Annotated in this window: 23 protein-coding genes, 2 tRNA genes and 1 riboswitch; of the genes, 3 read left to right on the top strand and 22 right to left on the bottom strand. The window is 72.0% G+C overall.

Translation table 11 applies throughout. From position 1 onward, the window contains the following. Positions 1-6: 6 nt before the first annotated feature. From E7Z53_RS15545 to rpsB, 12 genes are all read right to left on the bottom strand, one after another. Positions 7-1086, bottom strand: a complete 1080-nt coding sequence (locus tag E7Z53_RS15545) for a methionine ABC transporter ATP-binding protein (protein ID WP_017834140.1) — start codon at positions 1084-1086, stop codon at positions 7-9. After that, entirely contained in the window at positions 1083-1976 is an 894-nt protein-coding gene (locus E7Z53_RS15540) for a MetQ/NlpA family ABC transporter substrate-binding protein (protein WP_035929727.1), read from the bottom strand. Before E7Z53_RS15540 ends, E7Z53_RS15545 begins: the two co-directional genes overlap by 4 nt. A 100-nt stretch (positions 1977-2076) precedes the next feature. After that, positions 2077-2193: riboswitch (SAM riboswitch) on the bottom strand. Positions 2194-2237: 44 nt separating this feature from the next. Beyond that, a complete protein-coding gene (gene dxr, locus E7Z53_RS15535; protein WP_255219613.1) occupies positions 2238-3512 on the bottom strand; it encodes a 1-deoxy-D-xylulose-5-phosphate reductoisomerase in 1275 nt (424 codons plus the stop codon). A 126-nt stretch (positions 3513-3638) separates the two neighbouring features. Beyond that, positions 3639-3911, bottom strand: a complete 273-nt coding sequence (locus E7Z53_RS15530) for a GlsB/YeaQ/YmgE family stress response membrane protein (RefSeq protein ID WP_176338155.1) — start codon at positions 3909-3911, stop codon at positions 3639-3641. 222 nt (positions 3912-4133) lie between these two features. Beyond that, positions 4134-5765, bottom strand: coding sequence for a solute symporter family protein (locus E7Z53_RS15525; RefSeq protein ID WP_176338154.1), 1632 nt, complete (start codon positions 5763-5765; stop codon positions 4134-4136). A gap of 3 nt (positions 5766-5768) precedes the next feature. Next, entirely contained in the window at positions 5769-6149 is a 381-nt protein-coding gene (locus tag E7Z53_RS15520; RefSeq protein WP_035926328.1) for a DUF485 domain-containing protein, read from the bottom strand. 164 nt (positions 6150-6313) lie between these two features. Beyond that, the gene (locus tag E7Z53_RS15515) at positions 6314-6922 is read right to left on the bottom strand and encodes a DivIVA domain-containing protein (RefSeq protein ID WP_095651366.1); all 609 of its coding nucleotides are present in this window, start codon (positions 6920-6922) and stop codon (positions 6314-6316) included. A gap of 25 nt (positions 6923-6947) precedes the next feature. Further along, positions 6948-7904 carry a phosphatidate cytidylyltransferase gene (locus E7Z53_RS15510; RefSeq protein WP_017834133.1) on the bottom strand — a complete coding sequence of 319 codons (957 nt, stop codon included), beginning with the start codon at positions 7902-7904 and terminating at the stop codon, positions 6948-6950. Beyond that, positions 7904-8461: a ribosome recycling factor gene (frr, locus tag E7Z53_RS15505; RefSeq protein WP_017834132.1), complete on the bottom strand. Its 558-nt coding sequence runs from the start codon at positions 8459-8461 to the stop codon at positions 7904-7906. The genes E7Z53_RS15510 and frr overlap by 1 nt, the downstream gene beginning before the upstream one ends. Positions 8462-8587: 126 nt before the next feature. Continuing rightward, a complete protein-coding gene (gene pyrH / locus E7Z53_RS15500) occupies positions 8588-9361 on the bottom strand; it encodes a UMP kinase (RefSeq protein WP_017834131.1) in 774 nt (257 codons plus the stop codon). 232 nt (positions 9362-9593) lie between these two features. Next, on the bottom strand, positions 9594-10424 hold the full coding sequence (gene tsf, locus E7Z53_RS15495) for a translation elongation factor Ts (protein ID WP_176338153.1): 831 nt from the start codon (positions 10422-10424) through the stop codon (positions 9594-9596). Between the two features lie 110 nt (positions 10425-10534). Further along, positions 10535-11443 (bottom strand): 30S ribosomal protein S2, encoded by a 909-nt coding sequence (gene rpsB, locus E7Z53_RS15490; RefSeq protein WP_109222382.1) that lies wholly within the window; start codon positions 11441-11443, stop codon positions 10535-10537. Between the two features lie 440 nt (positions 11444-11883). Here rpsB and E7Z53_RS15485 point away from each other — a divergent pair, with 440 nt between their 5' ends. Next, on the top strand, positions 11884-12462 hold the full coding sequence (locus E7Z53_RS15485) for a M23 family metallopeptidase (protein WP_136341354.1): 579 nt from the start codon (positions 11884-11886) through the stop codon (positions 12460-12462). Here E7Z53_RS15485 and E7Z53_RS15480 read toward each other — a convergent pair. The 7 genes from E7Z53_RS15480 to E7Z53_RS15450 all read right to left on the bottom strand — a co-directional run bounded on the left by E7Z53_RS15480 (position 12444) and on the right by E7Z53_RS15450 (position 18283). Further along, the gene (locus tag E7Z53_RS15480; RefSeq protein WP_176338152.1) at positions 12444-12746 is read right to left on the bottom strand and encodes a hypothetical protein; all 303 of its coding nucleotides are present in this window, start codon (positions 12744-12746) and stop codon (positions 12444-12446) included. The two genes, E7Z53_RS15485 and E7Z53_RS15480, sit on opposite strands and share 19 nt — an antisense overlap. Positions 12747-12885: 139 nt before the next feature. Beyond that, a tRNA-Ile gene (locus tag E7Z53_RS15475) sits at positions 12886-12959 on the bottom strand. 33 nt (positions 12960-12992) lie between these two features. Further along, entirely contained in the window at positions 12993-14288 is a 1296-nt protein-coding gene (locus E7Z53_RS15470; protein ID WP_035926343.1) for a glycosyltransferase, read from the bottom strand. Then, positions 14285-15280: a DMT family transporter gene (locus tag E7Z53_RS15465; protein ID WP_035926345.1), complete on the bottom strand. Its 996-nt coding sequence runs from the start codon at positions 15278-15280 to the stop codon at positions 14285-14287. The genes E7Z53_RS15470 and E7Z53_RS15465 overlap by 4 nt, the downstream gene beginning before the upstream one ends. A gap of 166 nt (positions 15281-15446) precedes the next feature. Then, positions 15447-16304: a phage holin family protein gene (locus E7Z53_RS15460; protein WP_017834120.1), complete on the bottom strand. Its 858-nt coding sequence runs from the start codon at positions 16302-16304 to the stop codon at positions 15447-15449. Between the two features lie 173 nt (positions 16305-16477). Next, positions 16478-16900, bottom strand: coding sequence for a hypothetical protein (locus tag E7Z53_RS15455; RefSeq protein WP_147284783.1), 423 nt, complete (start codon positions 16898-16900; stop codon positions 16478-16480). A 93-nt stretch (positions 16901-16993) separates the two neighbouring features. Next, on the bottom strand, positions 16994-18283 hold the full coding sequence (locus E7Z53_RS15450) for a heparan-alpha-glucosaminide N-acetyltransferase domain-containing protein (protein ID WP_176338151.1): 1290 nt from the start codon (positions 18281-18283) through the stop codon (positions 16994-16996). Positions 18284-18578: 295 nt separating this feature from the next. Here E7Z53_RS15450 and E7Z53_RS15445 point away from each other — a divergent pair, with 295 nt between their 5' ends. Together E7Z53_RS15445 and E7Z53_RS15440 are read left to right on the top strand one after the other, a co-directional pair. Further along, positions 18579-18842 (top strand): hypothetical protein, encoded by a 264-nt coding sequence (locus tag E7Z53_RS15445; protein ID WP_115162527.1) that lies wholly within the window; start codon positions 18579-18581, stop codon positions 18840-18842. Between the two features lie 305 nt (positions 18843-19147). Next, positions 19148-19867 (top strand): hypothetical protein, encoded by a 720-nt coding sequence (locus E7Z53_RS15440; RefSeq protein ID WP_176338150.1) that lies wholly within the window; start codon positions 19148-19150, stop codon positions 19865-19867. A gap of 345 nt (positions 19868-20212) precedes the next feature. Here E7Z53_RS15440 and E7Z53_RS15435 read toward each other — a convergent pair. From E7Z53_RS15435 to E7Z53_RS15425, 3 genes are all read right to left on the bottom strand, one after another. Continuing rightward, positions 20213-20285, bottom strand: a tRNA-Asn gene (locus E7Z53_RS15435). 79 nt (positions 20286-20364) lie between these two features. Next, complete coding sequence (gene dnaG / locus E7Z53_RS15430) at positions 20365-22245, bottom strand: DNA primase (RefSeq protein WP_095651361.1); 1881 nt, start codon at positions 22243-22245, stop codon at positions 20365-20367. Between the two features lie 105 nt (positions 22246-22350). Further along, positions 22351-23679, bottom strand: coding sequence for an MFS transporter (locus tag E7Z53_RS15425; protein ID WP_197723074.1), 1329 nt, complete (start codon positions 23677-23679; stop codon positions 22351-22353). Between the last annotated feature and the right edge of the window lie 98 nt (positions 23680-23777).

The raw sequence follows: 23777 nt of genomic DNA, 5'->3' as shown, positions 1-23777 counted from the left end.
AGTCGTTCACGCGGCCACCTCTCTCAGGGTCGTGATGCGGGACATCTCGTCGACCACGGCCTGCACGGCCGCGTCCGCACCGGTCAGCTCGAAGGTCAGGGACCCGAACGACTGCTCCTGGAGCACGCTGATCCCGCCGTAGGCGATGGTGAAGCGGACCCCGCGGGCGGCGCCGTCCGAGAGCACCCCGCCGATGTCCACGCCGTCGCCGACGTCCACGATCACCAGGCGCCCCCGGTGGGCGCGGCGCAGCCGCTCGACCTCACGGGCGTCGGGCACCGAGTGCAGGACGGAGGAGACGAAGCGGCGGGCGGTCTCGGTGCGGGGCCGGGCGAAGATGTCCACGGTGGAGCCGTGCTCCACGACCTTCCCGTCCTGCATCACGGCCACGCGGTCGGCGATCGCGCGGACCACGTCCATCTCGTGGGTGATGATCACGATCGTGATCCCGAGCTCCCGGTTGACCCGCTGCAGCACCTGCAGCACCTCCTGCGTGGTCTCCGGGTCGAGGGCGCTCGTCGACTCGTCGGCCAGGAGCAGCTTCGGGCTGGTCGCCAGCGCGCGGGCGATGCCCACGCGCTGCTTCTGCCCCCCGGAGAGCTGCTCCGGGTAGTTGCCGGCGCGGGCGGCGAGGCCCACGAACTCGAGCAGCTCGGCCACCCGCGCCCGGCGCTTCTCCTTCGGCCAGCCGGCCCGCTTGAGCGGGTACTCGACGTTGCCGGCGACGGTGCGGGAGGTGAAGAGGTTGAACTGCTGGAAGATCATCCCGATCTCCTGCCGCACGGGCGCCAGCTCGGTCTCGCGCCGGCCGGCCACCTCGAAGCCCTCCACGGTCAGGGAGCCCGAGGACACGGGCTCGAGCCCGTTGATCAGGCGCACGAGGGTGGACTTGCCCGCCCCGGAGTAGCCGATCACGCCGAAGATCTCGCCGCGGCGGACGTCGAGGGTGACGTCGTCGACCGCGAGCACCTCGCGCGCCGCCCGCCCCGAGCCGGTGCGGAAGGTCTTGGAGACGTTGCGGAAGGAGACGAGCACCTCGTCCGGGCGCCCGGGTGCGGGCGGCCCGGCGGGGACCGCCGCGCTCACTGCTCCTGGTCCTTCAGCTCCTGCTGGTAGCGCGCGGTCAGCTCCTGGAGCTCCTCCGGCTCCAGCTGCAGCGGCACGGCGGTGTCCTTGGTCTCCTCCATCTCGGCGTCGAGCACGGCCTGCTCGTGGTAAAGGTCCGCGACCTGCCGGAGGGTCTCGTCGTCGGCGAGCTCCTCCGTGGTGGTGAAGAGGTTGACGTAGGCGCGGGAGCCCTCGGACTCGGGGTCGTCCTGGGCGAGCGCGGACTGCGGGTCGATGTCGGCCCGCGAGAGGAAGTCGTTGTTGATGACCGAGCCGGCCACCGAGTCGAGCGAGAGCACCGTCTGCTCCGCGGAGACCGGCGTGACCCGCACCGTGGAGGCCTCGGTGTCGACGTCGAGCTCGGTGGGGATGAGGGTGTCGCTGCTCAGCTCCACGAGACCTGCGGCCTCGAGCACGAGCAGGGCCCGGGAGAGGTTCACGGCGTCGTTGGGCACCGCGATCTCGTCGCCCTCCTGGAACTGCTCCACGGAGTCGTACTGGTTGGAGTACAGGCCCAGCGGGTAGATCGAGGTCGAGCCGATCGGGGTGATGGAGCCGCCGGCCGCGTTGTTGTAGTCGGCGAGGAACGGGACGTGCTGGAACCAGGTCATCTCCACGTCACCGGACTCGGTGGCGGGGTTCGGCTGGTTGTAGTCGGAGAAGTCGACGTACTCGACGGTGATGCCCTGCTCCTCGGCCACCCGCTGGAGGGCGTCGTGGGTCGGGTCGGTGCCCACCACGCCGATGGTGACCTTGTCGTCGGCCAGCACGCCCTCGCCGGAGGACTCCCCGGCGGAGCCGCCGCAGGCGGTGAGGGCGAGGCCGAGGGTCGTGGCCAGGGCGAGGAAGGGGAGGCGCTGCGATCGCATGTGGTGCCTTTCCGTGGGTCCGGGGTGTCGGAGGTCTCCACCGGGGCCAACGGGTCCGGCGGCCACGGTCGAGGGCGCGCCGGAGGGCGCGTGCGCGGTCGGACCGTACTTGCCGCCGGCCGTCGTCGGCCGGTGCCGGATGGTTCACCTGGGGCACCCCACTACGGGAGAGGGTTGCCGCCCAGCAAGCCAGGGCTGCACGCTGGGACTCGTCATCCGCCCTACAGACTAGCACGTGCGGCGGGGCCGGGCCCGGCCCGGTCAGCGGGCGAGGACCTCGCGGGCCCGCCCGCGGGCCCAGCGCTCGGCCGCCAGCACGGCCTCGAGCTCCAGCGGGCCGACGTCGTCGTGCTCGCCCAGCACCGCCTCGACCGTGTCGACGACGGCGGGGAACCGGATCCGGCCGTCGTGGAAGGCGTGCACCGCCTCCTCGTTGGCCGCGTTGAACACGGCGGGGAAGGTCCCGCCCCGCTCCCCCGCCGCCTTGATGAGCTCGACGGCGGGGAACGCGACCGGGTCGAGGGGCTCGAAGGTCCACTCCGCGGCGCGCGTCCAGTCGCACGGCAGGGCGGCCCCGGGCACCCGGTGCGGCCAGGCCAGGCCGAGGGCGATGGGCAGGCGCATGTCCGGGGGCGAGGCCTGGGCGAGGGTGGAGCCGTCCACGAACTGGACCATGGAGTGCACGACCGACTGGGGGTGGACCACCACGTCGATGCGCTCGAGGGGCACGTCGAAGAGGAGGTGGGCCTCGAGCACCTCGAGCGCCTTGTTCACCATGGTGGCGGAGTTGGTCGTCACCATCAGGCCCATGTCCCACGTCGGGTGGCGCAGCGCGTCCTGGGGCGTGACCTCCTCGAGCTCCGCCCGGGTCCGGCCGCGGAACGGGCCGCCGGAGGCCGTCAGCACGAGCCGGTCCACCTCCCCGGCGGTGCCGCCGCGCAGCGCCTGCGCCAGCGCGGAGTGCTCGGAGTCCACGGGGATGAGGGCGTCCGGGTGCCCGGTGGCCGCTGCGGCGGCCTTGACGAGGGCGCCGCCGGCGATCAGGGACTCCTTGTTCGCCAGGGCGAGCCGGTGCCCGGCCCGCAGCGCGGCCAGCGTGGGCACGAGCCCGATGGAGCCGGTGATCCCGTTGAGCACGAGGTCGGCGTCGGGGTGGGCGGCGGCCGCGGACGCGGCGTCGGGTCCGTGCACGACGTCCGGGCGGTACCCCCCGGCCCCGGCGGACGCGGCCCGGTCCGCGATCAGGGCGGCCAGCCGGGCGGCGTCCTGGCCGGTGCCGCTGGTCGCCACGAGCGCGGCACGGGTCTCGACGGCCTGCTCGGCCAGCAGTTCGAGGTGGCGTGCTCCCGCGGCGAGGGCGACCACGGCGAACGGGTCCGTCCCCTCGAGTCCGCGGGCGGCCCGCACGACGTCGAGCGCCTGGGTGCCGATCGAGCCCGTCGAGCCGAGGACGCTGATCCGGCGGGGGCCGGCGGCGGCCAGGGCGCTCAGCTCGGGCGTCGGGCGGGTGCGGGGCGAGGAGGCGGGGGGCGTCATGGCCCCAGTATCCCCCAGCGGGTCCCCCAGTGCCGTGGCCCCGGGGTGGCCGCGGCGGGGGCGGAACGGACCGAGGCCCCGTCCACCGGGAAGGGTGGACGGGGCCTCGGCGACCGACGGGGTGGGTCAGCGCGTGGCGCGGCCCTTGCGGCCGGTGACGGCCCCGTAGATGAAGAGCACGATGAGGGCTCCCACGACGGCGGTGATGATGGTGCCGATATCGAACGCGGACTCCAGGTCCCCGATGCCGATCAGCGAGCCGAGGAAGCCTCCGACGAGGGCTCCGACGATGCCGAGGACGATGGTGATGATGATGCCACCGCCCTGGCTGCCCGGCATGATGAGCTTGGCGAGGGCGCCGGCGATGAGGCCGAGGATGATCCAGCTGATGATTCCCATGATGGCTCCTTATCCGTCCCGGGAGGGACTTTTATTGTACGCAACCGGCGAGTATCCCAGGAATACCCTGAGGTTGCTTCTGCGCTTCACCCTAGCCGACGGTCAGCCTCCTGTCCGTTTCCGTTAGCCAATCGACGCCCTCCCCCGGACGCGGACCGGCCCGCCGGAAGCCGTGGCTTCGGGCGGGCCGGTGGATCGTCCCAAGTGGGAGCGGGAAAGCCGTCAGTGGGCGACGGGCTTCTCGGCGCCGATGCCTGTGAGGGAGCGCACCTCCATCTCGGACTGCTTGACCGGGTCCTCGAGACGGCGCTCCGTCATGGAACCGATGAAGCCGAGCAGGAAGGAGGCCGGGATCGAGACGATGCCCGGGTTCTGCAGCGGGAACCACGCGAAGTCGGCCGTCGGGATCATCGACGTCTCGGAGCCGGACATGACCGGGGAGAAGATGATGAGGCCCACCGAGATGATCAGACCGCCGTACATGGACCAGACCGCGCCCCGGGTGGTGAAGCGCCGCCAGTACAGGGAGTACAGGATGGTCGGCAGGTTCGCGGAGGCCGCGACCGCGAAGGCGAGCGCCACGAGGAACGCGACGTTCTGGCCCTGGGCGCCGATGCCGCCCGCGATGGAGACGAGGCCGATGACCACCACCGTGGTCTTCGCGACCTTCAGCTCCTTGCGGGGATCGGAGTTCCCCTTCTTGATCACGCTGGTGTAGATGTCGTGGGCGAACGAGGCCGAGGCGGTGATGGCCAGGCCGGCGACGACCGCGAGGATGGTGGCGAACGCCACCGCCGCGATGATGCCCATCAGCAGGGATCCGCCGAGCTCGAAGGCCAGCAGCGGGGCCGCGGAGTTCACGCCGCCGGGAGCCGCCTGGATCCGCTCGGCGCCGATGAGGGCCGCCGCGCCGAAGCCCAGGATGAGGGTGAAGAGGTAGAACAGGCCGATCAGGGCGATCGCCCAGACCACCGAGGTGCGTGCCTCCTTGGCCGTGGGCACCGTGTAGAAGCGCATCAGCACGTGCGGCAGGCCCGCCGCGCCGAAGACGAGGGCCAGGCCCAGGGAGATGAAGTCCAGCTTGCTGGTCTCGGAGGCGCCGTAGCGCAGGCCCGGCTCGAGGATGGCCGGGTTGCCGGAGACGGCGACCGCGTCACCGAGCAGCGAGGAGAAGTTGAAGCCGTAGAGCGCCAGGATCCAGACGGTCATGACCGCCACGCCGGAGACCAGGAGCACCGCCTTAATGATCTGCACGTAGGTGGTGCCCTTCATCCCGCCCACCAGGACGTAAACGATCATGAGCACGCCCACGACCACGATCACGAGCGACTGCCCGGTGCGCGAGCTGATGCCCAGCAGCAGCGACACCAGCGCGCCGGCGCCCGCCATCTGGGCCAGCAGGTAGAACGCGGACACCGCGAGGGTCGAGATCGACGCCGCGACGCGCACGGGGCGCTGGCGCAGGCGGAAGGACAGGACGTCCGCCATCGTGAACTTGCCGGTGTTGCGCAGCAGCTCGGCGATCAGCAGCAGCGCCACGAGCCAGGCCACGAGGAAGCCGATGGAGTACAGGAACCCGTCGTAGCCCTGGAGAGCGATCGCGCCCACGATGCCGAGGAAGGACGCCGCCGAGAGGTAGTCGCCCGCGATGGCCAGGCCGTTCTGGGTGCCGCTGAAGCCGCGGCCGCCGGCGTAGTAGTCGGCCGCCGTGGACGTGGACTTCGACGCCCGGAGCACGACCACCATCGTGACGACGACGAACGCGCCGAAGATGGAGATGTTGATCCAGGGCGTGCCGACCGTCTCGGTGGCGGCGGCCGTCATGGGCGCGAGCGCGGTGTGCAGCTGGTGCATCGGTCAGTTCTCCTGTCCGTGGACGCCGCCGGTGGTGCCGAGGCTGGGCTCGAGACGCTCCCGGATGGCCGTGGCCTTCGGGTCCAGCTTGCGGTTGGCGAAGGACACGTAGGCCCCCGTGATGGCAAAGGTCGTGACGAACTGGAGCAGGCCCAGGACGACGCCGAGGTTGACGTTGCCGATGACCTGGATGGCGAACAGCTGCGGCGCGTACATGGCGAGCACCACGTACAGCAGGTACCAGACCAGGAAGGCGACGGCGAGCGGGAAGACGAAGCCGCGGTGGGTCTTCCGCAGCTCCTGGAACTCTGGCGACCGCTGGGCCGCGGGGAAGTCGACGTCGGCGACGAGGTCGTCGGCGTCGATGGGTGGCTGGGTGGACATGGGCTACCTCCTCATGTGATGTGGCCCACACTAGGCCGTTGTATGCACAGGAGCAAGGCGTGACACCCAAAAGTTGCTTTTCGGGGGTCATGATGAACACGGAACGGCGTTTCTGGACGAGGTCCGGTCCAGCATGTATACACAGAGGCTTCGGGGAGCCTGTTTCAGCGAGAGGCCAGGAGAAGTTGGACGGCGCGGTCCAGGAAGGCGTCCACCTGCTGCTCCTCGTAGCTGCGCTCCCCCTGCGCGGGCGGGAACACGGCCCGGCGCAGCTCGGCCGGCGCGAGGTCCGCGGCGCCCTCCAGCCGGGCGCCCAGGCGCTCGCAGAGGACGTCCACGTGGGCCGCGGAGTAGCCCTGGGCCCGCGGCCGGGAGGGGCGCCGGAAGCGCTGCGTGCGCGGCCGGTCGAGACGGTTCCGGAGCAGCCGGGTCAGGGCGTCGACGTGCTCCTGCCAGGCCTCGGGGCCCCGGTCGCGCAGGCACTGCTCGCGCTCGGCCGCGGCCAGCGCGTCCTCGGCCGCGTCCAGCAGCCCGTCGACGGCCTCCGGCCGGTAACCGCCCCGCGCGTCGGCGAAGACGGCGGCGCGCACCTGAGTGCTCAGCACGGCCCCGGACCGGTGCGCCGGTCCGGGGCCGGGCGGCGCGTCCTGCAGGGCCGCGTGCACGCCGGCCAGGAGCTCGTCCACCTGGACGACGTCGTAGCCGCGCTCGGCCTCGGTGCACCGCGGGATGCGGGCGGTGGCCGGCCGGGCTCCGGGGCGGTCGGGAGGCATGGGCTGAGGGTCCTGGACGCCGGGCTCAGGCGCTCGCGGCGAAGAGCTCGAAGAGCAGGTACCCGGCGGGGACGGCGAAGAGGATGGAGTCGATCCGGTCCATCACGCCCCCGTGGCCGGGCAGGAGGGTGCCCATGTCCTTGATCCCCAGCTCGCGCTTGACCATGGACTCGGAGAAGTCGCCGAGGGTGGCGGCGAGCACGAGCACCGCGGCGAGCACGGCGCCCTCCCACCAGGCGTGGTCGAGCAGCAGCACGGCGCACAGGACGCCGATCAGCACCGAGCCGCCCAGCGACCCGGCGAAGCCCTCCCAGGACTTCTTGGGGCTGATCCGCGGCGCCATGGGGTGGCGGCCCCAGACCACGCCCACGGCGTAGCCGCACGTGTCCGAGCCGACGGCCAGCAGGATGACCGTGAGCACCTTCAGGGGGCCCGCCTCGGTGTGGTAGAGCAGCAGGGCGATGCTCAGCAGGAAGCCCACCCAGACCAGGGCGAACACGGAGCCCATGATGGACAGGATCATGCCGTCCCGGCCCCCCAGGGCCCGCCAGACGATCACGAGCGTCAGCCCCACGATCACGGCCATCATCAGCGCCTCGCCGCCACCGGCGAACGCGGCGACCGGCATCAGCACGCCCGCGGTCACCGCCGGGACGCGCGGGATGACGATGCCTCGGTAGCGCAGGGACCGGCCGACCTCCCAGACGCCGATCCCCGCCGCCGTCCCGGCGAAGAGCGCCAGGACGAGGGGCTGGACGAACAGCCCGACGAGCAGGGTCCCGATGAGCACCACGGCGACGCCCACGGCGGCCGGCAGGTTCCGGCCGGCGCGGGAGGGGGCGGTGTGCCGGCGCCCCGGCGTGCCGGGGGTCGTCGCGGCGCCGGCCCGGACGGGCGCCGGCCGGGCACGCGGGGAGAAGGCCCCCCCGGCGGTTCCCGGGGAAGCCTTCGTCTCCTGGTGCGGTCGCGGCTGGTCCGGCATCAGACCTGCAGCAGCTCCGCTTCCTTGTTCTTGAGCATCTCATCGATCTGGTCGATGTGCTTCTTGGTCGCGGCGTCGAGGTCCTTCTCGGCGCGCTTGCCCTCGTCCTCGCCGATGTCGCCGTCCTTGACGGCCTTCTCGATCTGGTCCTTGGCGTGCCGGCGGATGTTGCGCACGGAGACGCGCGCCTCCTCGGCCTTGTGCCCGACGACCTTGACGTACTCCTTGCGCCGCTCCTGCGTCAGCTCCGGCATGACCACGCGGATGACGTTGCCGTCGTTGGCGGGGTTCGCCCCGATGTCCGAGTTGCGCAGCGCCTTCTCGATGTCGTTGAGGGCGGAGCGGTCGTACGGCGTGATGAGCAGCGTGCGGGCCTCGGGGTTCTGGAAGGAGGCGAGCTGCTGGAGCGGGGTGGGAGTGCCGTAGTACTCGACCAGCAGGCTCGAGAAGAGGGAGGGGTTGGCCCGGCCGGTGCGGATCGCGGCGAAGTCCTCCTTGGCGCCCTCCACGGCTTTGCCCATCTTGGTCTTCGCTTCGGACATGGTCTCTGAGATCACGTAGGGGCTCCTTCGTCGTGTCGCACGGAGTCCTCCGCGCGGGGTCGGTTCGGCCGGTCGCCGCGCGGGAACCACGCCGCCCGGCCGTGCTCGCCCCAGTCTAACCGGGGGCCGCCCGGCGCCGGCTCACGCGGTGACGAGGGTGCCGATCTGCTCCCCGAGGATGGCGCGGGTGACGTTGCCCTCGCCCTCCATGCCGAACACGCGCATCGTCACGTCGTTGTCGCGGCACAGGCTGAAGGCCGTCTGGTCCATGACGCGGATGTCGCGGGCGAGGGCCTCGCCGTAGGTGAGGGTGGACAGCCGCTGGGCGTCCGGGTTCGTGCGGGGGTCCGCGGTGTAGACGCCGTCCACCCCGTTCTTCGCCATGAGGACCTCGTCCGCGTGGACCTCCAGGGCCCGCTGGGCCGCGACGGTGTCGGTGGAGAAGTAGGGCAGCCCGGCGCCGGCGCCGAAGATCACGACGCGGTCCTTCTCCATGTGCCGGATGGCCCGGCGCGGGATGTAGACCTCGGCTACCTGCTCCATCTTGATCGCGGACTGCACCCGGGTGTCGACCCCGCACTGCTCGAGGAAGTCCTGCAGGGCCAGGCAGTTCATGACGGTGCCGAGCATCCCCATGTAGTCCGCACGGGAGCGGTCCATGCCGGCCTGGGAGAGCTCCGCGCCGCGGAAGAAGTTGCCGCCGCCCACCACGATGGCGGTCTCGACCTGGCCCACGGTGGCCGCGATCTGCTCGGCGATGTCGCGGACCACGCGCGTGTCCACCCCGATGGAGCCGCCGCCGAAGACCTCGCCCGAGAGCTTCAGCAGCACCCGGCGGCGGGCGGGGGCGACCCGGGGGTCCCTGCTCAGGCGCAGGGCCTCGTCCTTGATCTCGGAGGCAGAAGTGGTGGGCATGGTTCCTCCCGGCGACGACGGAGCTGCGTGGACCGGCTCGGCCCCGCGAGGGTGCAGCTGGCGCGGGGGGCGGGCCTCCCTCAGCATACAGAACGCGTCCGCCCCCGGGGGCCGGCCTCCGGGGCCTCGAGGGCGTCGTCGCAGGCGGGACCGGGAACGACGACGGAGGCGTCCCTGCCGTGCAGGAACGCCTCCGTCGCGAGCGGGCGCCGGGCGCCCGGGAGAGGACCGGTCAGGCGCCGACGCGGAAGCGGGCGAAGGCCGTGGCGGTCGCACCGGCCTCCTCGAGCACCTTGCCGACGGTCTTCTTGGAGTCCTTGGCGAAGTCCTGGTCCAGCAGGACGACGTCCTTGAAGTAACCCTTGAGGCGGCCGTTGATGATGTTCGGCAGGATCTTCTCCGGCTTGCCCTCGGCGCGGGCCGTCTCCTCGGCGACGCGCTTCTCCGACTCGACGGTCTCGGCGGGCACGTCCTCCTGGGAGAGGAACGTCGGGGACATCGCGGCGATGTGCACGGCGACGTCGTGGGCGACCTGCCCGGCGTCGGCACCGGCCACGGCCAGCAGCACGCCGACCTGCGCCGGGAGGTCCTTGGAGGTCTTGTGCAGGTAGACGGCCACGTTGTTGCCCTCGACGCGGGCGATGCGCCGGACGACGACCTTCTCGCCGAGCAGGGCACCGGTCTCGGTGACGAGCTCGGAGACGGCCTTGCCGTCGACCTGGGCGTCCATGAGGGACTCGAGCGTGGTGGCGTCGGCGGCCACGGCGGCGTCGAGCACCTTGTTGCCGAACTCGACGAACGGGGCGGACTTCGCCACGAAGTCGGTCTCGGAGTTGACCTCGACCATGTACCCGACGGTGCCCTCGACGCGCGCGGCGACGAGGCCCTCGGCCGTGGCCCGGCCCTCGCGCTTGGTGACGCCCTTGAGGCCCTTGACGCGGATGATCTCCTGCGCCTTCTGGAGGTCGCCGTCGGCCTCGTCGAGCGCCTTCTTGACGTCCAGCATGCCGGCGCCGGTGCGCTCACGCAGGGCCTTGATCTCGGTGGCGGTGTAGTTCGCCATGGAAACTCCTCACTCGGTCGGTGGTGCCGGCCGGGGCGGGCACGGGCCCGCCCCGGCCGGCCTCGGGCGGGGACGGTGCCCCGCCGGGGGAAACGGACGGTGGACGGAGACTACTCGGCGGCGGTCTCGGTCTCGGCCGGGGCCTCGGCGGGAGCCTCGGTCTCGGCCGGGGCTTCGGTCGCGGCGGCGGTCTCGGTCTCGGCCGGGGCAGCGGTCTCGGCCGGGGCCTCGGTCGCGGCGGTCTGCTCGGCGGCGTGCTGCTCGAGCAGCTCGCGCTCCCACTCGGCCATCGGCTCGGCGGCCTGGTCGGCGCCGCCGGACTTCTTGTTGTGGCGCTCCATGAGCCCCTCGGCCACGGCGTCGGCGATCACGCGGGTCAGGAGGTTGACGGAGCGGATGGCGTCGTCGTTGCCCGGGATCGGGAAGGCGACCTCGTCGGGGTCACAGTTGGTGTCGAGGATCGCGACGACCGGGATGCCCAGCTTCTGGGCCTCGTCCACCGCGAGGTGCTCCTTCTTGGTGTCCACGATCCAGATCAGGGAGGGGGCCTTGGTCAGGTTGCGGATGCCGCCGAGGGTGCGCTCCAGCTTCTCCTTCTCGCGGCGCAGGAGCAGGAGCTCCTTCTTCGTGTACTGCGAGCCCGCGACGTCGTCGAAGTCGATCTCCTCGAGCTCCTTCATGCGCTCGATGCGCTTGGAGACCGTGGCGAAGTTCGTGAGCATGCCGCCGAGCCAGCGGTGGTTCACGTAGGGCATGCCCACGCGGGTGGCCTGCTCGGCGATGGCCTCCTGGGCCTGCTTCTTGGTGCCGACGAAGAGGATGGTGCCGCCGTGGGCCACGGTGGTCTTGACGGCCTCGTAGGCGCGGTCGATGAAGGACAGCGACTGCTGGAGGTCGATGATGTAGATGCCGTTGCGCTCGGTGAAGATGAAGCGCTTCATCTTCGGGTTCCACCGGCGGGTCTGGTGGCCGAAGTGCACGCCGCTGTCGAGGAGCTGGCGCATGGTAACGACGGACATGTCGTCTCCTGGTCTCTCGTGCGGGAGGGCGTGCGACGACGCCCGGCCCGCGGGTTCGGTTCTCGGCTGCGTCCGGCGGACGAGCCCCTGGTGCAGCGGTGGGCGGACCCTGCGGGTCCGTCTCCCGGCCGCCGTGCCGCACCCCGCCGGGACGGGGAACGCGGACCGGGGCGGCCGGACCGGGACGGGAGGTCCCGGCGGCGCTGCGCGCGAAGTCAGCTGCTCGCCACCGCGCCGTCGGCTCCGGCGTCGGGGCCGGGTCCGGGTGGGCGCGAGGGCGCGCCACGAGGGGCGCCTCAGAGCACACTGCGGGATCGAGTGTACTACAAGGGCCTCGTCCGCCCTGCACCCGGCCGGGGGCTGCCGGAGGGGCCCCGGGACCGTCCACAGCACGGGGCCGGGCGGCCCTCCGCCCGGCCCCGGTGGCGGACAGTCGGGACATGCCCACCGGACCCTCCCCGCTCCTCCGTCTCCTGCACCGGCCCCGTGCCCGGACCGGGCCGGCCGGCGTGGTGGGGCTCGCGATCGTGCTCGTGCTGGGGGTGCTGCTCCCCTCCCCCGGTTCGGCGGCCCAGGGGTGGGCGTGGCCCCTGTCGCCGCGGCCGGCCGTGGTGGGCGAGTGGGTCCCGCCCGCCCAGCGGTGGGCGCGGGGCCACCGGGGCGTGGACCTGGACGCGGGCCCGGGCGCCGCCGTGCGCGCCCCGGCCGCGGGAACGGTGGCCTTCGTGGGGTTCGTGGTGGACCGCCCGGTGCTCACGCTCGACCACGGCGGGGGTCTGCGCTCGAGCTTCGAGCCCGTCGAGTCGTCCCTGGTCCCCGGGGACCGGGTGCACCGCGGCGAGGTCGTGGGCGTGCTGCGCGGCCGGGACCACTGCGGGCCGGGCACCTGTCTGCACTGGGGCGTGCGCCGGGACGGCGACTACGTCAACCCGCTGCAGTTCGTCGGCGCGCTCGAGCCGTCGGTGCTGCTCCCCGTGCCCGAGCGGCTGCGCGCGGCCGCTCAGCCCTCGTCGTCCTGAGCGTCGTCGACGCCCTCCTCGACCTCCTGCTGGACCTGGTCGGCGCCCTCCTCGACCTGGCCGGCGCCCTCCTCGACCTCCTGCTGGACCTGGTCGGCGCCCTCCTCGACCTGACCGGCGCCCTCCTCGACCTCCTGCTGGACCTGGTCGGCACCCTCCTCGACCTCCTGCTGGACCTGGTCAGCGCCCTCCTCTACGTCCTCGGTGGAAGTGTCGCAGCCGGTCAGTGCGGCGAGCGCCAGGGCGGCGACGGACAGGAGGCTCCACGGCGTGCGTCGGCTCATCTCGGCGTCCTCTCGGTGGGTGGTGCGCGGATCAGACCACCAGTGCACCACATCCGCAGGGGACGCGCACCCGGTGGACGGGACGTGCGGACGGAAGCACCCCTCCCACCGGGGGACGCGCGGTGGAAGGGGTGTCGGGTAGGGCCGGTGGGGCTTGAACCCACGACCGAAGGATTATGAGTCCTCTGCTCTGACCAGCTGAGCTACGGCCCCGCGCCGGGACGGGCCCGGCGGCGCAGCACCACGTTACCGCACGAGCGAGGCCAGCCTGGTCCGGATCCGTCGCGGCCCCGCGGCGCGGGCGCGCGCCGGCTCCTGGTGCTCGCGCGCTCCCGGAGCAGGAGTGCGCACGGACTCCGGGTGCTCGCCGCGGTAGAGCCGCAGGAACGTCTCCAGGGTCCGCGGGAAGCTGTGCTGCGCGACCTTGCGGCGGCTCTCCCGGCCCATCCGGGCGCGCTCCTCGCGCGGGGCGCCCAGGACGAGGGCGAGCTTGCGCGCCAGGTCCTGGGCGTCGCCGGGGGCGAAGAGCCAGCCGTTGACGCCGTCCTCGGCCAGGTGCGGCAGGGCCCGTGCGTCGGCCAGGACCACGGGCCGGGACGCCGCCATCGCCTCCAGGGTGACCAGCGACTGGAGCTCGGCCGTGCCCGGCTGACAGAACACGTCGGCCCGCAGGTAGGCCGCGCGCAGGCCCTCGTCCGGGACGTAGCCCAGGAAACGGACCCGGTGGGCGACCCCCAGGGCCCGCGCCAGCTTCTCGAGCGCGGGCCGCTGCTCGCCGTCGCCCACGATCTCCAGGTGGGCGTCGAGCTCGGCGGGCAGCACGGAGATCGCCTCGATGAGCACGTCCACGTTCTTCTCCACCGCGAGCCGGCCGGTGAACAGGACGGTCGGGTGCGCGGCCGGCTGCCGCCGCTCGCCGTCGTGGGCCTCGTAGTCGGCGATCCGGATCCCGTTGGACACGGCGAGCACCGTGTCGGGGAAGCCGTTGCGGCGCATGGCCTCCACCGCGAGCGGGGTCGGTGCGGTCACCACGTCGCAGGCGCCGAACACCCGCACCATGTCCCGCCACGACACCGCGCGGTAGCGGTTCAGCACCCATGCCGGGAACGGCAGGAACGGCTCAAGGTTCTCGGGGACGAAGTGGTTGGTGGCCACGGTGCGGATGCCCCGCCGCCGGGCCTCCCGCACCAGCATCCGGCCGAGGATGTAGTGGCACTGGACGTGCACGACGTCGGGTCGCACCTCGTCCAGCACGCGGCGGATCTCCCCGGCCACCTGCCACGGGAAGCACAGGCGGAAGTACGGGTGGGTGAAGGCCCGGTGGGAGCGGAGCCGGTGCTCGACCACGCCGTCGTCCTCGGCCCGGTACGACGGCCCGGGGTCCGGCCGTGCGCACAGGACGTGCACCCGGTGGCCCTGCTCGTGCAGGCCCCGGGCCAGACGGTGCCCGAACTGCGCGGCCCCGTTGACGTCCGGGGGGTAGGTCTCGGCGCCCAGGAGGACGGTCAGGGGGCGTGCGGCGGAGGCGGTGTGGGCGCTCAAGCGTGTCTTCCCGGTCGGTCGTGTGCGGGGCGGTCGGATGCCGTGGGGCGGTCGGATGCTGCGGGGCGCCGTGCGGCGGAGCCCGAGGGGGGCTGCGCCCGGTCCTGCCGTGCGCGTTCGGCCCGGCGCTCGAGCACCTCCGGGTGGTGCTGCGAGAGCACGGCGACCCCGACTATAGCAACGCCGCCTGCCGCGGCCATCAGCATCCCGACCGGGACGGAGAAGCCCGGCACCGCCTCGCCCAGCACCAGCAGCCCCAGGAGCACGCCCACCATGGGGTCGATCACGGTCAGCCCCGCGATCACGAGGTCCGGCGGACCCGACGCGAAGGCCGTCTGCACGAACCACCCGCCCAGCACGGCGGCGACGACGGCGGTGCCCGCGGCCAGCCAGTTGACGTCGTCCAGGGGCGTCCCGGCGCTGCCCTGGATGCGGATCAGAGTCAGCCGCACGAGCACCGCCACGAATCCGTAGAGGATGCCGGCGCCCACCACGTAGAACGTCCCGCCCAGGCTGCGGCCGAACATCGCCGCGGAGACCCCCAGGACGCAGATCAGCACCACGAGCATGACCACCACGGTGTGCTCGGCCCACCGCGAGATGCCCCGGGCGGGGTCGGTCGCCGCCACGGCGCACGTCACGAAGACCGCCCCGCCCGCGGTGCACAGTCCGATCGCCGTCCAGGTGCGCCGGTTGATCCGCAGCCGGCGGTGCCGTGCGTGCAGCAATGTGGTGATCACCAGGGCCACCACGCCGATCGGCTGGACCACCGTCACGGTGGCGAGTCCCAGGGCGGTGACGTTGAGGCCGGTGCCGAGGCCCAGCAGGGTGAGACCCAGCAGCCAGCGGGGACGGCGCAGCAGGACCGCGATGCTGCGCAGGCGCAGCCGTCCCTTCGCGACGTCCGCCACGGCACTGCCCTGCTGCTGCGTCCCGACGGCCAGGCACACGGCCGAGAGCAGCGCCAGGGCGACCGCCAACCACTGGCTCATGGCATCCACCGATCTGTCGTCACGCCCGGGAGTCTATCGAGCCGGCCCGCCCGTCCGGCCCGGGGCGCGTGGACACCCGGTGAACGCACGGGGAAGGCCCGGAAGCCTGTGGCTTCCGGGCCCTCGACCGGTGCGCTCGTCCACGGGGAACCCATGGACGGCGACGTCACCGGAACAGCTTGCGGAGGAAGACGACGAACGCGCTCCCCGCCACGGCCAGCACCGTGAGCGGCTGCCACCGCTCGCCGAGGCCGGACCCGGCGGACGAGCCAGAGGTCGAGCGGGACTTCGCGCCGCCCTGGGCGAGGAGGCCCTTCACGTCCTTCGGGGTGGTCTTCACGGTGCGGCTGGTGCGGTCCACGAAGCCCTTGGTGGTGGACTGGATGGTCTCGGCACGGCCCTGCACGTCGTCGCGCAGCGTCTTGAGGTGCTCGCGGCGCAGCTTGAGCCGGTGCCGCAGCTGCTCCTCGGTGGGCGCCGGGGGCTTCTGCTGGGCCGGGTCCTGCGCGGCCTCCCGCTTCTCCTGCTCCTTGCGCTCGCGGGCAAGCTGCTCCTCGCGCTGGACGCGGCTCTCGGTGTAGGCGGAGCCCTCCTTGACCACGCCGAGGTCGTACTTGACCCCGAAGAGCGCCTTGCGCGGCACGAGCGGAAGGGCCTTCTTGATGGTGGACACCCCGATGAGCGCCGCGACGGCCAGGATGATCAGGAACAGCACGGCGAGCAGCAGGGCGGCCAGCCAGGCCGGCATGATCTGCGACAGACCCGCGATCGCCGCGCCGACCAGGGCGATCGTGGCGAGCAGCAGGAACACGAGGCCGACGACGACGAAGGCCGCGCCCTTGCCCAGCGTCTTCGCCTTCTCCGTGAGCTCGAGCTTGGCGAGCTGCGCCTCGTCCTTGAGCTGCTTGGGCAGCAGCCTGGCGAAGACCTTGACGACATCGAGGATCGACGCCGATCCGGGATCGGAGTGCTCCGACCCCGCTCCCGACGCTCCGCCCGTGCTGGGGCCTACCGAATGACTCATGCCCGCCTCCGTTGATGATGAGAAAAGTACGTGGACTGAGCACCAAGCTACCATCGGGGACGCCGCCGGCGGGCGCGCACGGGGTCGCGGCTCAGCCTGCCGGGACGTGCGGGAGGGCCCGTCCGGTTCCCCGGACGGGCCCTCCCGTCGGTGCGTCGGAGTCGGGTCCGGTGCTACTTCCTCCCGTCCCGGCCCTTGCCCTTGTCGCCCTTGTCCTTGTCCCAGTGCCGGTCCTCGTCCTGCTCGAAGTACACCCTCACGTACTTCTTCTGGCAGACCTTGTCCGACTTGCCGGTGCGGTCGACCTGGCGGGCGTCCCTGTAGTACTCGCGCCAGTCGCCCCCGTGGCACTTCTCCTTGGCGATGGACGCGGCCTTCTCGAGGCTCTTGTCCTCGTAGCGCTTCGTCTTCCAGTCGCCGCGGTGCTTGTACTTGACGACGACGTCGACCTCGCCGTTCTTGCGCTCGTCCTTCTTGCTGTGCCCCTTGTCGTCGCCCTTGCGATCGTCCTTGCCGTCAGCGAGCGCCGGACCTGCTCCCCCGATCAGCAGTCCCGCCACGGCGACACTCGCTACCAGCTTTTCCAGAGTTTTCACTGTGTTCCCCCTTGGTGAATAAGGTGAGATCAGCTTAATTCGCTTCTGACAAGGCACTCAATAGCAAACGGTGACGTTCCGGACGCGGTACGGTCACGGATCGGAACTACTGTCCGGTTCGCCCGGCGGTCGGCTCCCACCGGTGCCGGGCTCCTCGACGCCCCGGGGGCCGGAGGACGCGACGAGGGACCGGCGCCGCGCGCCCTTCGTGACGGCGCCGAGCGCCCGCTCCAGCGGCCCCTGCCCCATGGTCCGCTGCCACGTCACGGCGAACAGGACCGCCGACACGAGCTGGACGGCGAGCCACAGGTGGGGCCGGTCCTCGTGGACCTCGAACGACAGGACGACCAGGTGCGCGGTGTACAGGGTCAGGGTCATCGAGCCCATCGCCGACAGCGGCAGCAGCCAGGCGCCGACCACGCGGGAGATCAGCAGGAAGGCGCCCAGGACGGCCATGCCCGTGCCGAGGCTGACCGCGATGGCCAGGGGGGTGTTGGTGTGCGGCGCGTCGACGGCGAGCGACCACCAGGTGTCGGTGGGCAGCCAGTCCTCGCCCCAGATCAGGATTTCGTCCAGTTGCCTCGCGTCCCCCGACGAGGAGGCCAGCAGCCGTTCGTAGCCGCCGAGGCCGTGGAGCAGGACGTACGAGGCCGCCTGCGCGCAGACCGACAGACCCAGGCCGACCGCCAGGAGGCGCAGCTGGGTCGCCCTCCTCCGCAGATCGAGCCGGCCGAGCCCCATGCCGGTCAGCAGGTAGGTCAGGTAGGCGAGCGCCGGGTAGGTGCCGGTCAGCAGCAGCTGGGCCGCCGTCGCCCCCGGCTCCGTCAGCAGCTCCCCGAACGCGGGGTTGTCGGCGACGGGCTCGGGCAGTACGTCGCGCAGCGACTGCATGAGCACCGGAGCCACGAGCAGGAAGACCGCCGCCGAGCCGAACAGCGGCTTCGGGCCCGCGCGCAGGAAGGGCACGGCCAGGAGGAAGAACACGCCGTAGTAGATGAGGATGTTGTCCGCCGGCAGGTCGTCGGCCAGCAGGGATCCGATGGCCAGTCCCAGCACCGCGATCAGCACCGCCCGCACCACGAGCGCCACACGGTCCGCGCCCAGCTCCCGGCCACCGTGCGGGCGGGGTCCACCGGTGGACAGGGCGAGTCCCACGCCCGCCAGCAGCGCGAACAGCGCCGCCGAGTCCCCGGAGAAGAGGATCTGCGACCAGGTCGGCTCGCCGGTCTCGTCGTCGGAGGACGGCAGGACGTGAACGGACATGAGACCGATGAGCGCCAGACCGCGGGCCGCGTCGACTCCGGTCAGACGCCTCGACGGCTTCCCCGCGGCGCCCCGCTCCCGGGACGGGGCGGGTCCGCCTGCCCTGGCCGACCAGCGCATGGTGCCCCCTGAGATGCCGAGCCTCGTCCGGAAGCCCGCCGAGGATGCGGTCCGGTGCGTCCAGGATCTCGGCTCGTCCGGGACCGCCCTGGACTCATGATGCGCCCCGGACTTCCGTGCCCGCTAGGAGGAACATAAGGATTCCATAAGACCTGCGCGCGCCTCGGGCCGGGGCGGGCAGTCCGCTCCCCGCCGCTTCCGCCCTGTCGGGCAAAGAGCGGGCATTACTTTTGCCACTGGATGCGGGTCAATGGAAGGGAGCTTGATCCGAGCTCCCGCCGGAAGGACGACCACCATGACCGCCATCCCCCGGGCCCATCCCGCCGAGTCCCTCGTCCGGGCCGGCGTCGTCGGCGCGCTCGCCGCCCGCGGCGTCACCGTCACCTCCGTCGAGATGCTGTTCGACGGCCAGGAGTGGGCCGTGACCGTGTCCCACCACCCGCCCGACATGTCGGAGAGCGACGTGCGGGTGGCGGTCTGGACCGCCGTCCTCAACTACACGGCCGTCTTCGACGTGCCGGCCCCTGCGGAGGGGGTCCGGATCAGCGTCACCGGCTGACGCGCGACGCGCCGGGGCGTCACGGCCATGAGGTTGGCCGCGTCGTGGGTGCGACACCGTCGAGGTGCCCCTGAACGCCACGGACGAGCAGGTCCGGGCCGCAGCCCGCGAGCTCGCCGCCGAGTACGCGCACTGGAGGCATTGGGTAGCACTCCTAGGCGGTCACCGACCGGCCGGGAGTGATACCGGCGGCGAATGCGCTGGAGAAACCATAGGGCTGTCTCAGCATCACCACAGGGCCAGTCCGTACAAATGAATCATGACCCGGGGCTACCGTATCCGGGTCAGACCCCGAGGAGACCCCCGTGGAGCACGAGCCCCCTGTCGAGCACGACGCGGACGCAGAGGTCGCCGCCGCCCTGGAATCCCGCCATCCGGCACTGCAGTTCCGCCGTGACGAGGACGGGGCGCTGCACCGCTTCAGTGACATCCCGCTCACGGCCACCGGCGTGCTGTCCGGTCGCCCCTTCGTCTTCACCTACCGGGGCGACCTCGCCCGCTTCCGTGTGTGGCCCACCGGCACCCAGACCCCGAGCGTCCATGACCACCGGCCCTCCGGGTTCCCGAAGCTGGAGTCCTCCCGCGGCAAGATCGTCGGCGACCCGCTGTCCAGCTCCCTGACGGCCGACCAGCTCATCGAGGTGCTCGGCGAGATGATCAAGATGGCTCTCACCCATCTGAAGCCGGGCCCCGACTCCCTCCTCCCGGTCACGATCACCATGCCGGGTAGGCTGCTGGAGCCCGAGCAGGTCACCGCGCTGCTGGCGCCGTTCACCGGCCGGGACCTGCCGCCGCAGGAGGCGTTGCTGGACTGCGCAGATCTGAGCAGCTTCTCCCTGGAGGCCCTGGGCCTGCTGGCGGAGCGCACTGCCGACCTGTTCAACATCATCACCCTGGTCGGGGCCAGTACCGAGCTCGCCGAAGCGTTCACCGACGATGCGCAAACAGAGGCGATACGCCACATGAAGCACGCCCTGATGGCTCGGCGCCGGGCCGAGCGCGAAAGGCGCGAGGGGCGCGGCTGAGACGGGCTGTCAGCACACATGGTCTCCTGACCCGCGCGCGGCCGCCCGACACCAGAGGACTCCCTGATGATCCTCACTCGCCCCCAAGGAGGCGGCCACCGCCCTGGAGGACCGATTCCTTCGCCCTGCTCCTGAAGCACCGGGGCGATCAGTTCCCACAGGCGGTCATCGACCATCCACGACTGCGTCCTCGTCGTCGTGCAGGCACTGTGAACCACTCACACACGAGTGAGCAACGACGGACCGGGTCCTGAGACCAGGTCCCGGTGTCCCCAGGATGCAGCCGTCGTCGGGGACGACGGAGGCCCCCACCGGCGTTTCCGCCGGTGAGGACCTCCTGTGCTGCTCCCCCGACTGGACTCGAACCAGTAACCCTTCGATTAACAGTCGAATGCTCTGCCAATTGAGCTACGGGGGACCGTGCACGCGGACGTGCAACGAGCCATCACTTTACCGTTCCCGCCGAGCTTCGACAAATCCGGTTCCGCCCGGTGGCGTCAGTCCTGGCGGAGGCCGCGCCGCTGCATCTCCAGCTCCAGCAGCTCCCGCTGGAGCTCCTGGTAGCGCTCGCGCTGCCCGGTGGGATCCGTGCGCTGGAGCTCCGCCAGCCGGTCCGACTTCCGCCGGTTGATCTGCAGCTCGAAGAGGCGGTTGAGGATGTCCGCGGTGTAGCGCTCCAGCTGCTGCTGCGTGGTGGCCGGCAGCGGGGTCACGGCGAGCTCGGCGAGGTAGCCGTGCAGCGGCTCGGGCAGGTGTCCGCGCACCCCGTCCACCCAGGCCTGCCCGCTCGGCACGGCGGAGCCGTCGCCGAGCAGCTCGGCGCGCGCGGCGAGCACGGCGTCGTGCACGGCCCCGTGCACGGGGTAGCGGAAGTCGCTGAGCCCGAACTCCTCCCAGTGCCGCGCGAGCATCAGGTCCGGGCACTGGATGACGGTCTCGAGGGCCTCGCGCTCCATCCGGGCCACGGGCTCGCGCGGGTCGGGCAGCTCGACCGGGGCCGGCCCGGACGCCTCCGGCTCCGCCGGCCGGTGCGGCGCGGGGGCCTCCTCCCGCTGGGCGCGGCCCGCGGCGTCGACGGCCCGCTGGACCTCCGCCGGCTCGAGCCCGAGCCAGCCCGCGAGCTGCCGCGCGTAGGCGGGGCGCAGGGAGCGGTCGCGGATCCGCGCCACGATGGGCGCACAGGCGCGCATCGCCCGGATGCGACCCTCGATGGTGTCCAGGTCAAAGTTCTTCAGCGTCGCCCGGATCGCGAACTCGAACAGGGGGCGGCGGTTCTCCACGAGCTCGGCCACGGCGGCGTCCCCGCGGGCGAGCCGGAGGTCGCAGGGGTCCATGCCGTGGGGCTCGACCGCCACGTAGGTCTGCGCCACGAACTTCTGGTCCTCCTCGAACGCGCGCAGGGCGGCCTTCTGCCCGGCGGCGTCGCCGTCGAAGGTGAAGACGACCTCTCCCCCGCCGCCGTCGTCGGAGAGGAACCGCCGGACGATCTTGATGTGCTCGGCCCCGAAGGCGGTGCCGCACGTGGCCACCGCCGTGGTCACGCCCGCGAGGTGGCAGGCCATGACGTCGGTGTAGCCCTCGACGACGACGAGGCGCCGCTGCCTGGCGATCTCCCGCTTCGCGAGGTCGATGCCGTAGAGCACCTGGGACTTCTTGTACAGGGCGGTCTCGGGGGTGTTGAGGTACTTCGGGCCCTGGTCGTCGTCGTGGAGCTTGCGGGCGCCGAAGCCGATGACCTCGCCGGCGACCGCGCGGATGGGCCAGACGAGCCGGCCGCGGAACCGGTCGTAGAGCCCGCGGTTGCCCTCGGAGAACATCCCGGTGAGCTTGAGCTCCTGGTCCGTGAAGCCGCGCTCCCGCAGGTGCTTGAGGAGGTGGTCCCAGCCGCGGGGCGCGTAGCCCACGCCGTAGCGCCGGGCCGCCTCGCCGTCGAAGCCCCGCTCGCCCAGGAACTGCTGGGCGGGGGCGGCCTGGCGGGTGTAGAGGTTGCGCTGGAAGAACTCCGCGGCGACCTTGTGCGCGTCCAGCAGGCGCTGGCGACGACCGACCTCCTCCTTGTTCGGCCCGGAGCCCTGCTCGTAGTGCAGCTCGTAGCCCACCCGGGCCGCGAGCTTCTCCACGGTCTCGGAGAAGGTGGTGTGGTCCATCGTCATGAGGAAGGAGATGACGTCCCCGGACTCGTCGCAGCCGAAGCAGTGGTAGGTGCCCATCTGCGGCCGCACGTGGAAGGACGGGGTGCGCTCGTCGTGGAACGGGCAGAGCCCCTTCCAGGAGCCGATGCCGGCGCTCTTGAGGGTGACGTAGCCGTCGACGATCTCCTTGATGTCGGTGCGCGCCCGCACCTCGTCGATGTCCTCGCGTCTGATCAGTCCTGCCACACCGCCAGTCTAGGCGCGCGGCCGGACGGCGGAGGGCCGCCCCGGGCCGCGCGGTGGATCGCCGTGCGGCCCGGGGCGGCCCGTGGAGCGGGATCCGTCAGCGGCTCAGCGGGAGCGTTCCCGCAGGTCCTGCCGGGTCCGGGTGCCGGTCAGGGCGAGGCCGCCCAGGGCGCCCACCGCGGCGAAGGCGAAGAAGCCCCACGGGTAGGCCAGGCCCGCCGTCAGCAGGGTGCCCCCGATGATCGGGCCCGAGATCGCCCCGAGCCGGCCGACCCCGGCGGACATGCCCAGCGCCGTGGCGCGCACGCGCGGCGGGTGGTTGGCGGCGGTGAACGCGTAGACGAGCACCTGGGAGGAGAACACGAAGCAGCCGGTGACGAAGACCATGGCGTAGATCCCGAGCAGCGGCAGCTTGATCGCCAGGGCCGCGAGCAGCGCGGCCGAGCCGAGGAACCAGATGATGCCCGCTGCGCGCGGGGTGATCCGGTCGGCCACCCGGCCGGCGACCGCCAGCCCCGCGATGGCGCCCACGTTGAGGATCAGCAGGAAGCCGAGGGAGTTGCCGAGGTCGTAGTCGGCCGCCCGCATGATCTGCGGCAGCCAGGTGTTGAGCCCGTAGACGAGCAGCAGGCCCATGAAGGAGGCGACCCAGATGGCGATCGAGTTCCGGCGCCAGCCGGTGGAGAGCAGCATGGTGGCGCCGACCTTCTCGGCCTGCTCCTCGGCGGTGTGGTGCTCGAGGTGCACGCCGTAGTGCTCGGCCACGGCGCGGGCCTCGGCCATCCGCCCCTTGGACGCGAGGAACGAGGGGGACTCGGGGAGGAACACGAGCATGAGAGGCACGAGGACGAGCGCCGGCAGGGAGCCCAGGACGAACATCTCCTGCCAGCCGAACTGGACGACGACGACGATGGCGAGCGCCGCGGTGAGCACCGCGCCCACGTGGTAGCCGGTCATCACCAGGGTCGTGGCGTTGGAGCCCCGGCCGAGGCGGGCGAACTCGGTGACCATCGCGATGGCGGTGGGCAGGCAGCCGCCGAGGCCCAGGCCGGCGAGGAAGCGCAGGAGGCCGAAGACGAACACGCTCGGGGAGAACGCCGCGGCGAAGGTCAGCAGGGAGAACATGACCACGGCGCCGATGAGCATCTTGCGGCGGCCGAGCCGGTCGGTGAGGTAGCCCATGGTCAGCGCGCCGATCATCATGCCCACGAGGCCGACGGTGGCCACGGCGGTGCCCTGCGCGGTGGTCATCCCGAGCTCGTTGTTCTCGAGCATGGACGGCAGCACCGCGCCCAGGACCACGGCGTCGAAGCCGTCCAGCAGCACCGCGATCCAGCACAGCGGCGCCACCCACGCCCGGGAGCGGAGGACGGGCCGGGCGCCCGGGGAGGAGGGGGACGCGGCCTGCGGGGCGGGTCCGGTGGAGTTTTCCATGACGATCAGACCTTTGTGAGGAGGAGCACAAACGCGCCGAGTCTAGGGAGCGGCGCCGCGTGCGACCCAGCGCACAGTCATTGAACGGGATCGGCCGC

The sequence above is a fragment of the Kocuria salina genome (assembly GCF_013368965.1).
Classification (GTDB): Bacteria; Actinomycetota; Actinomycetes; order Actinomycetales; family Micrococcaceae; genus Kocuria; species Kocuria rosea.
The sequence above is the reverse complement of the archived record's forward strand: the minus strand, read 5'-3'. Positions and strand labels throughout refer to the sequence as shown.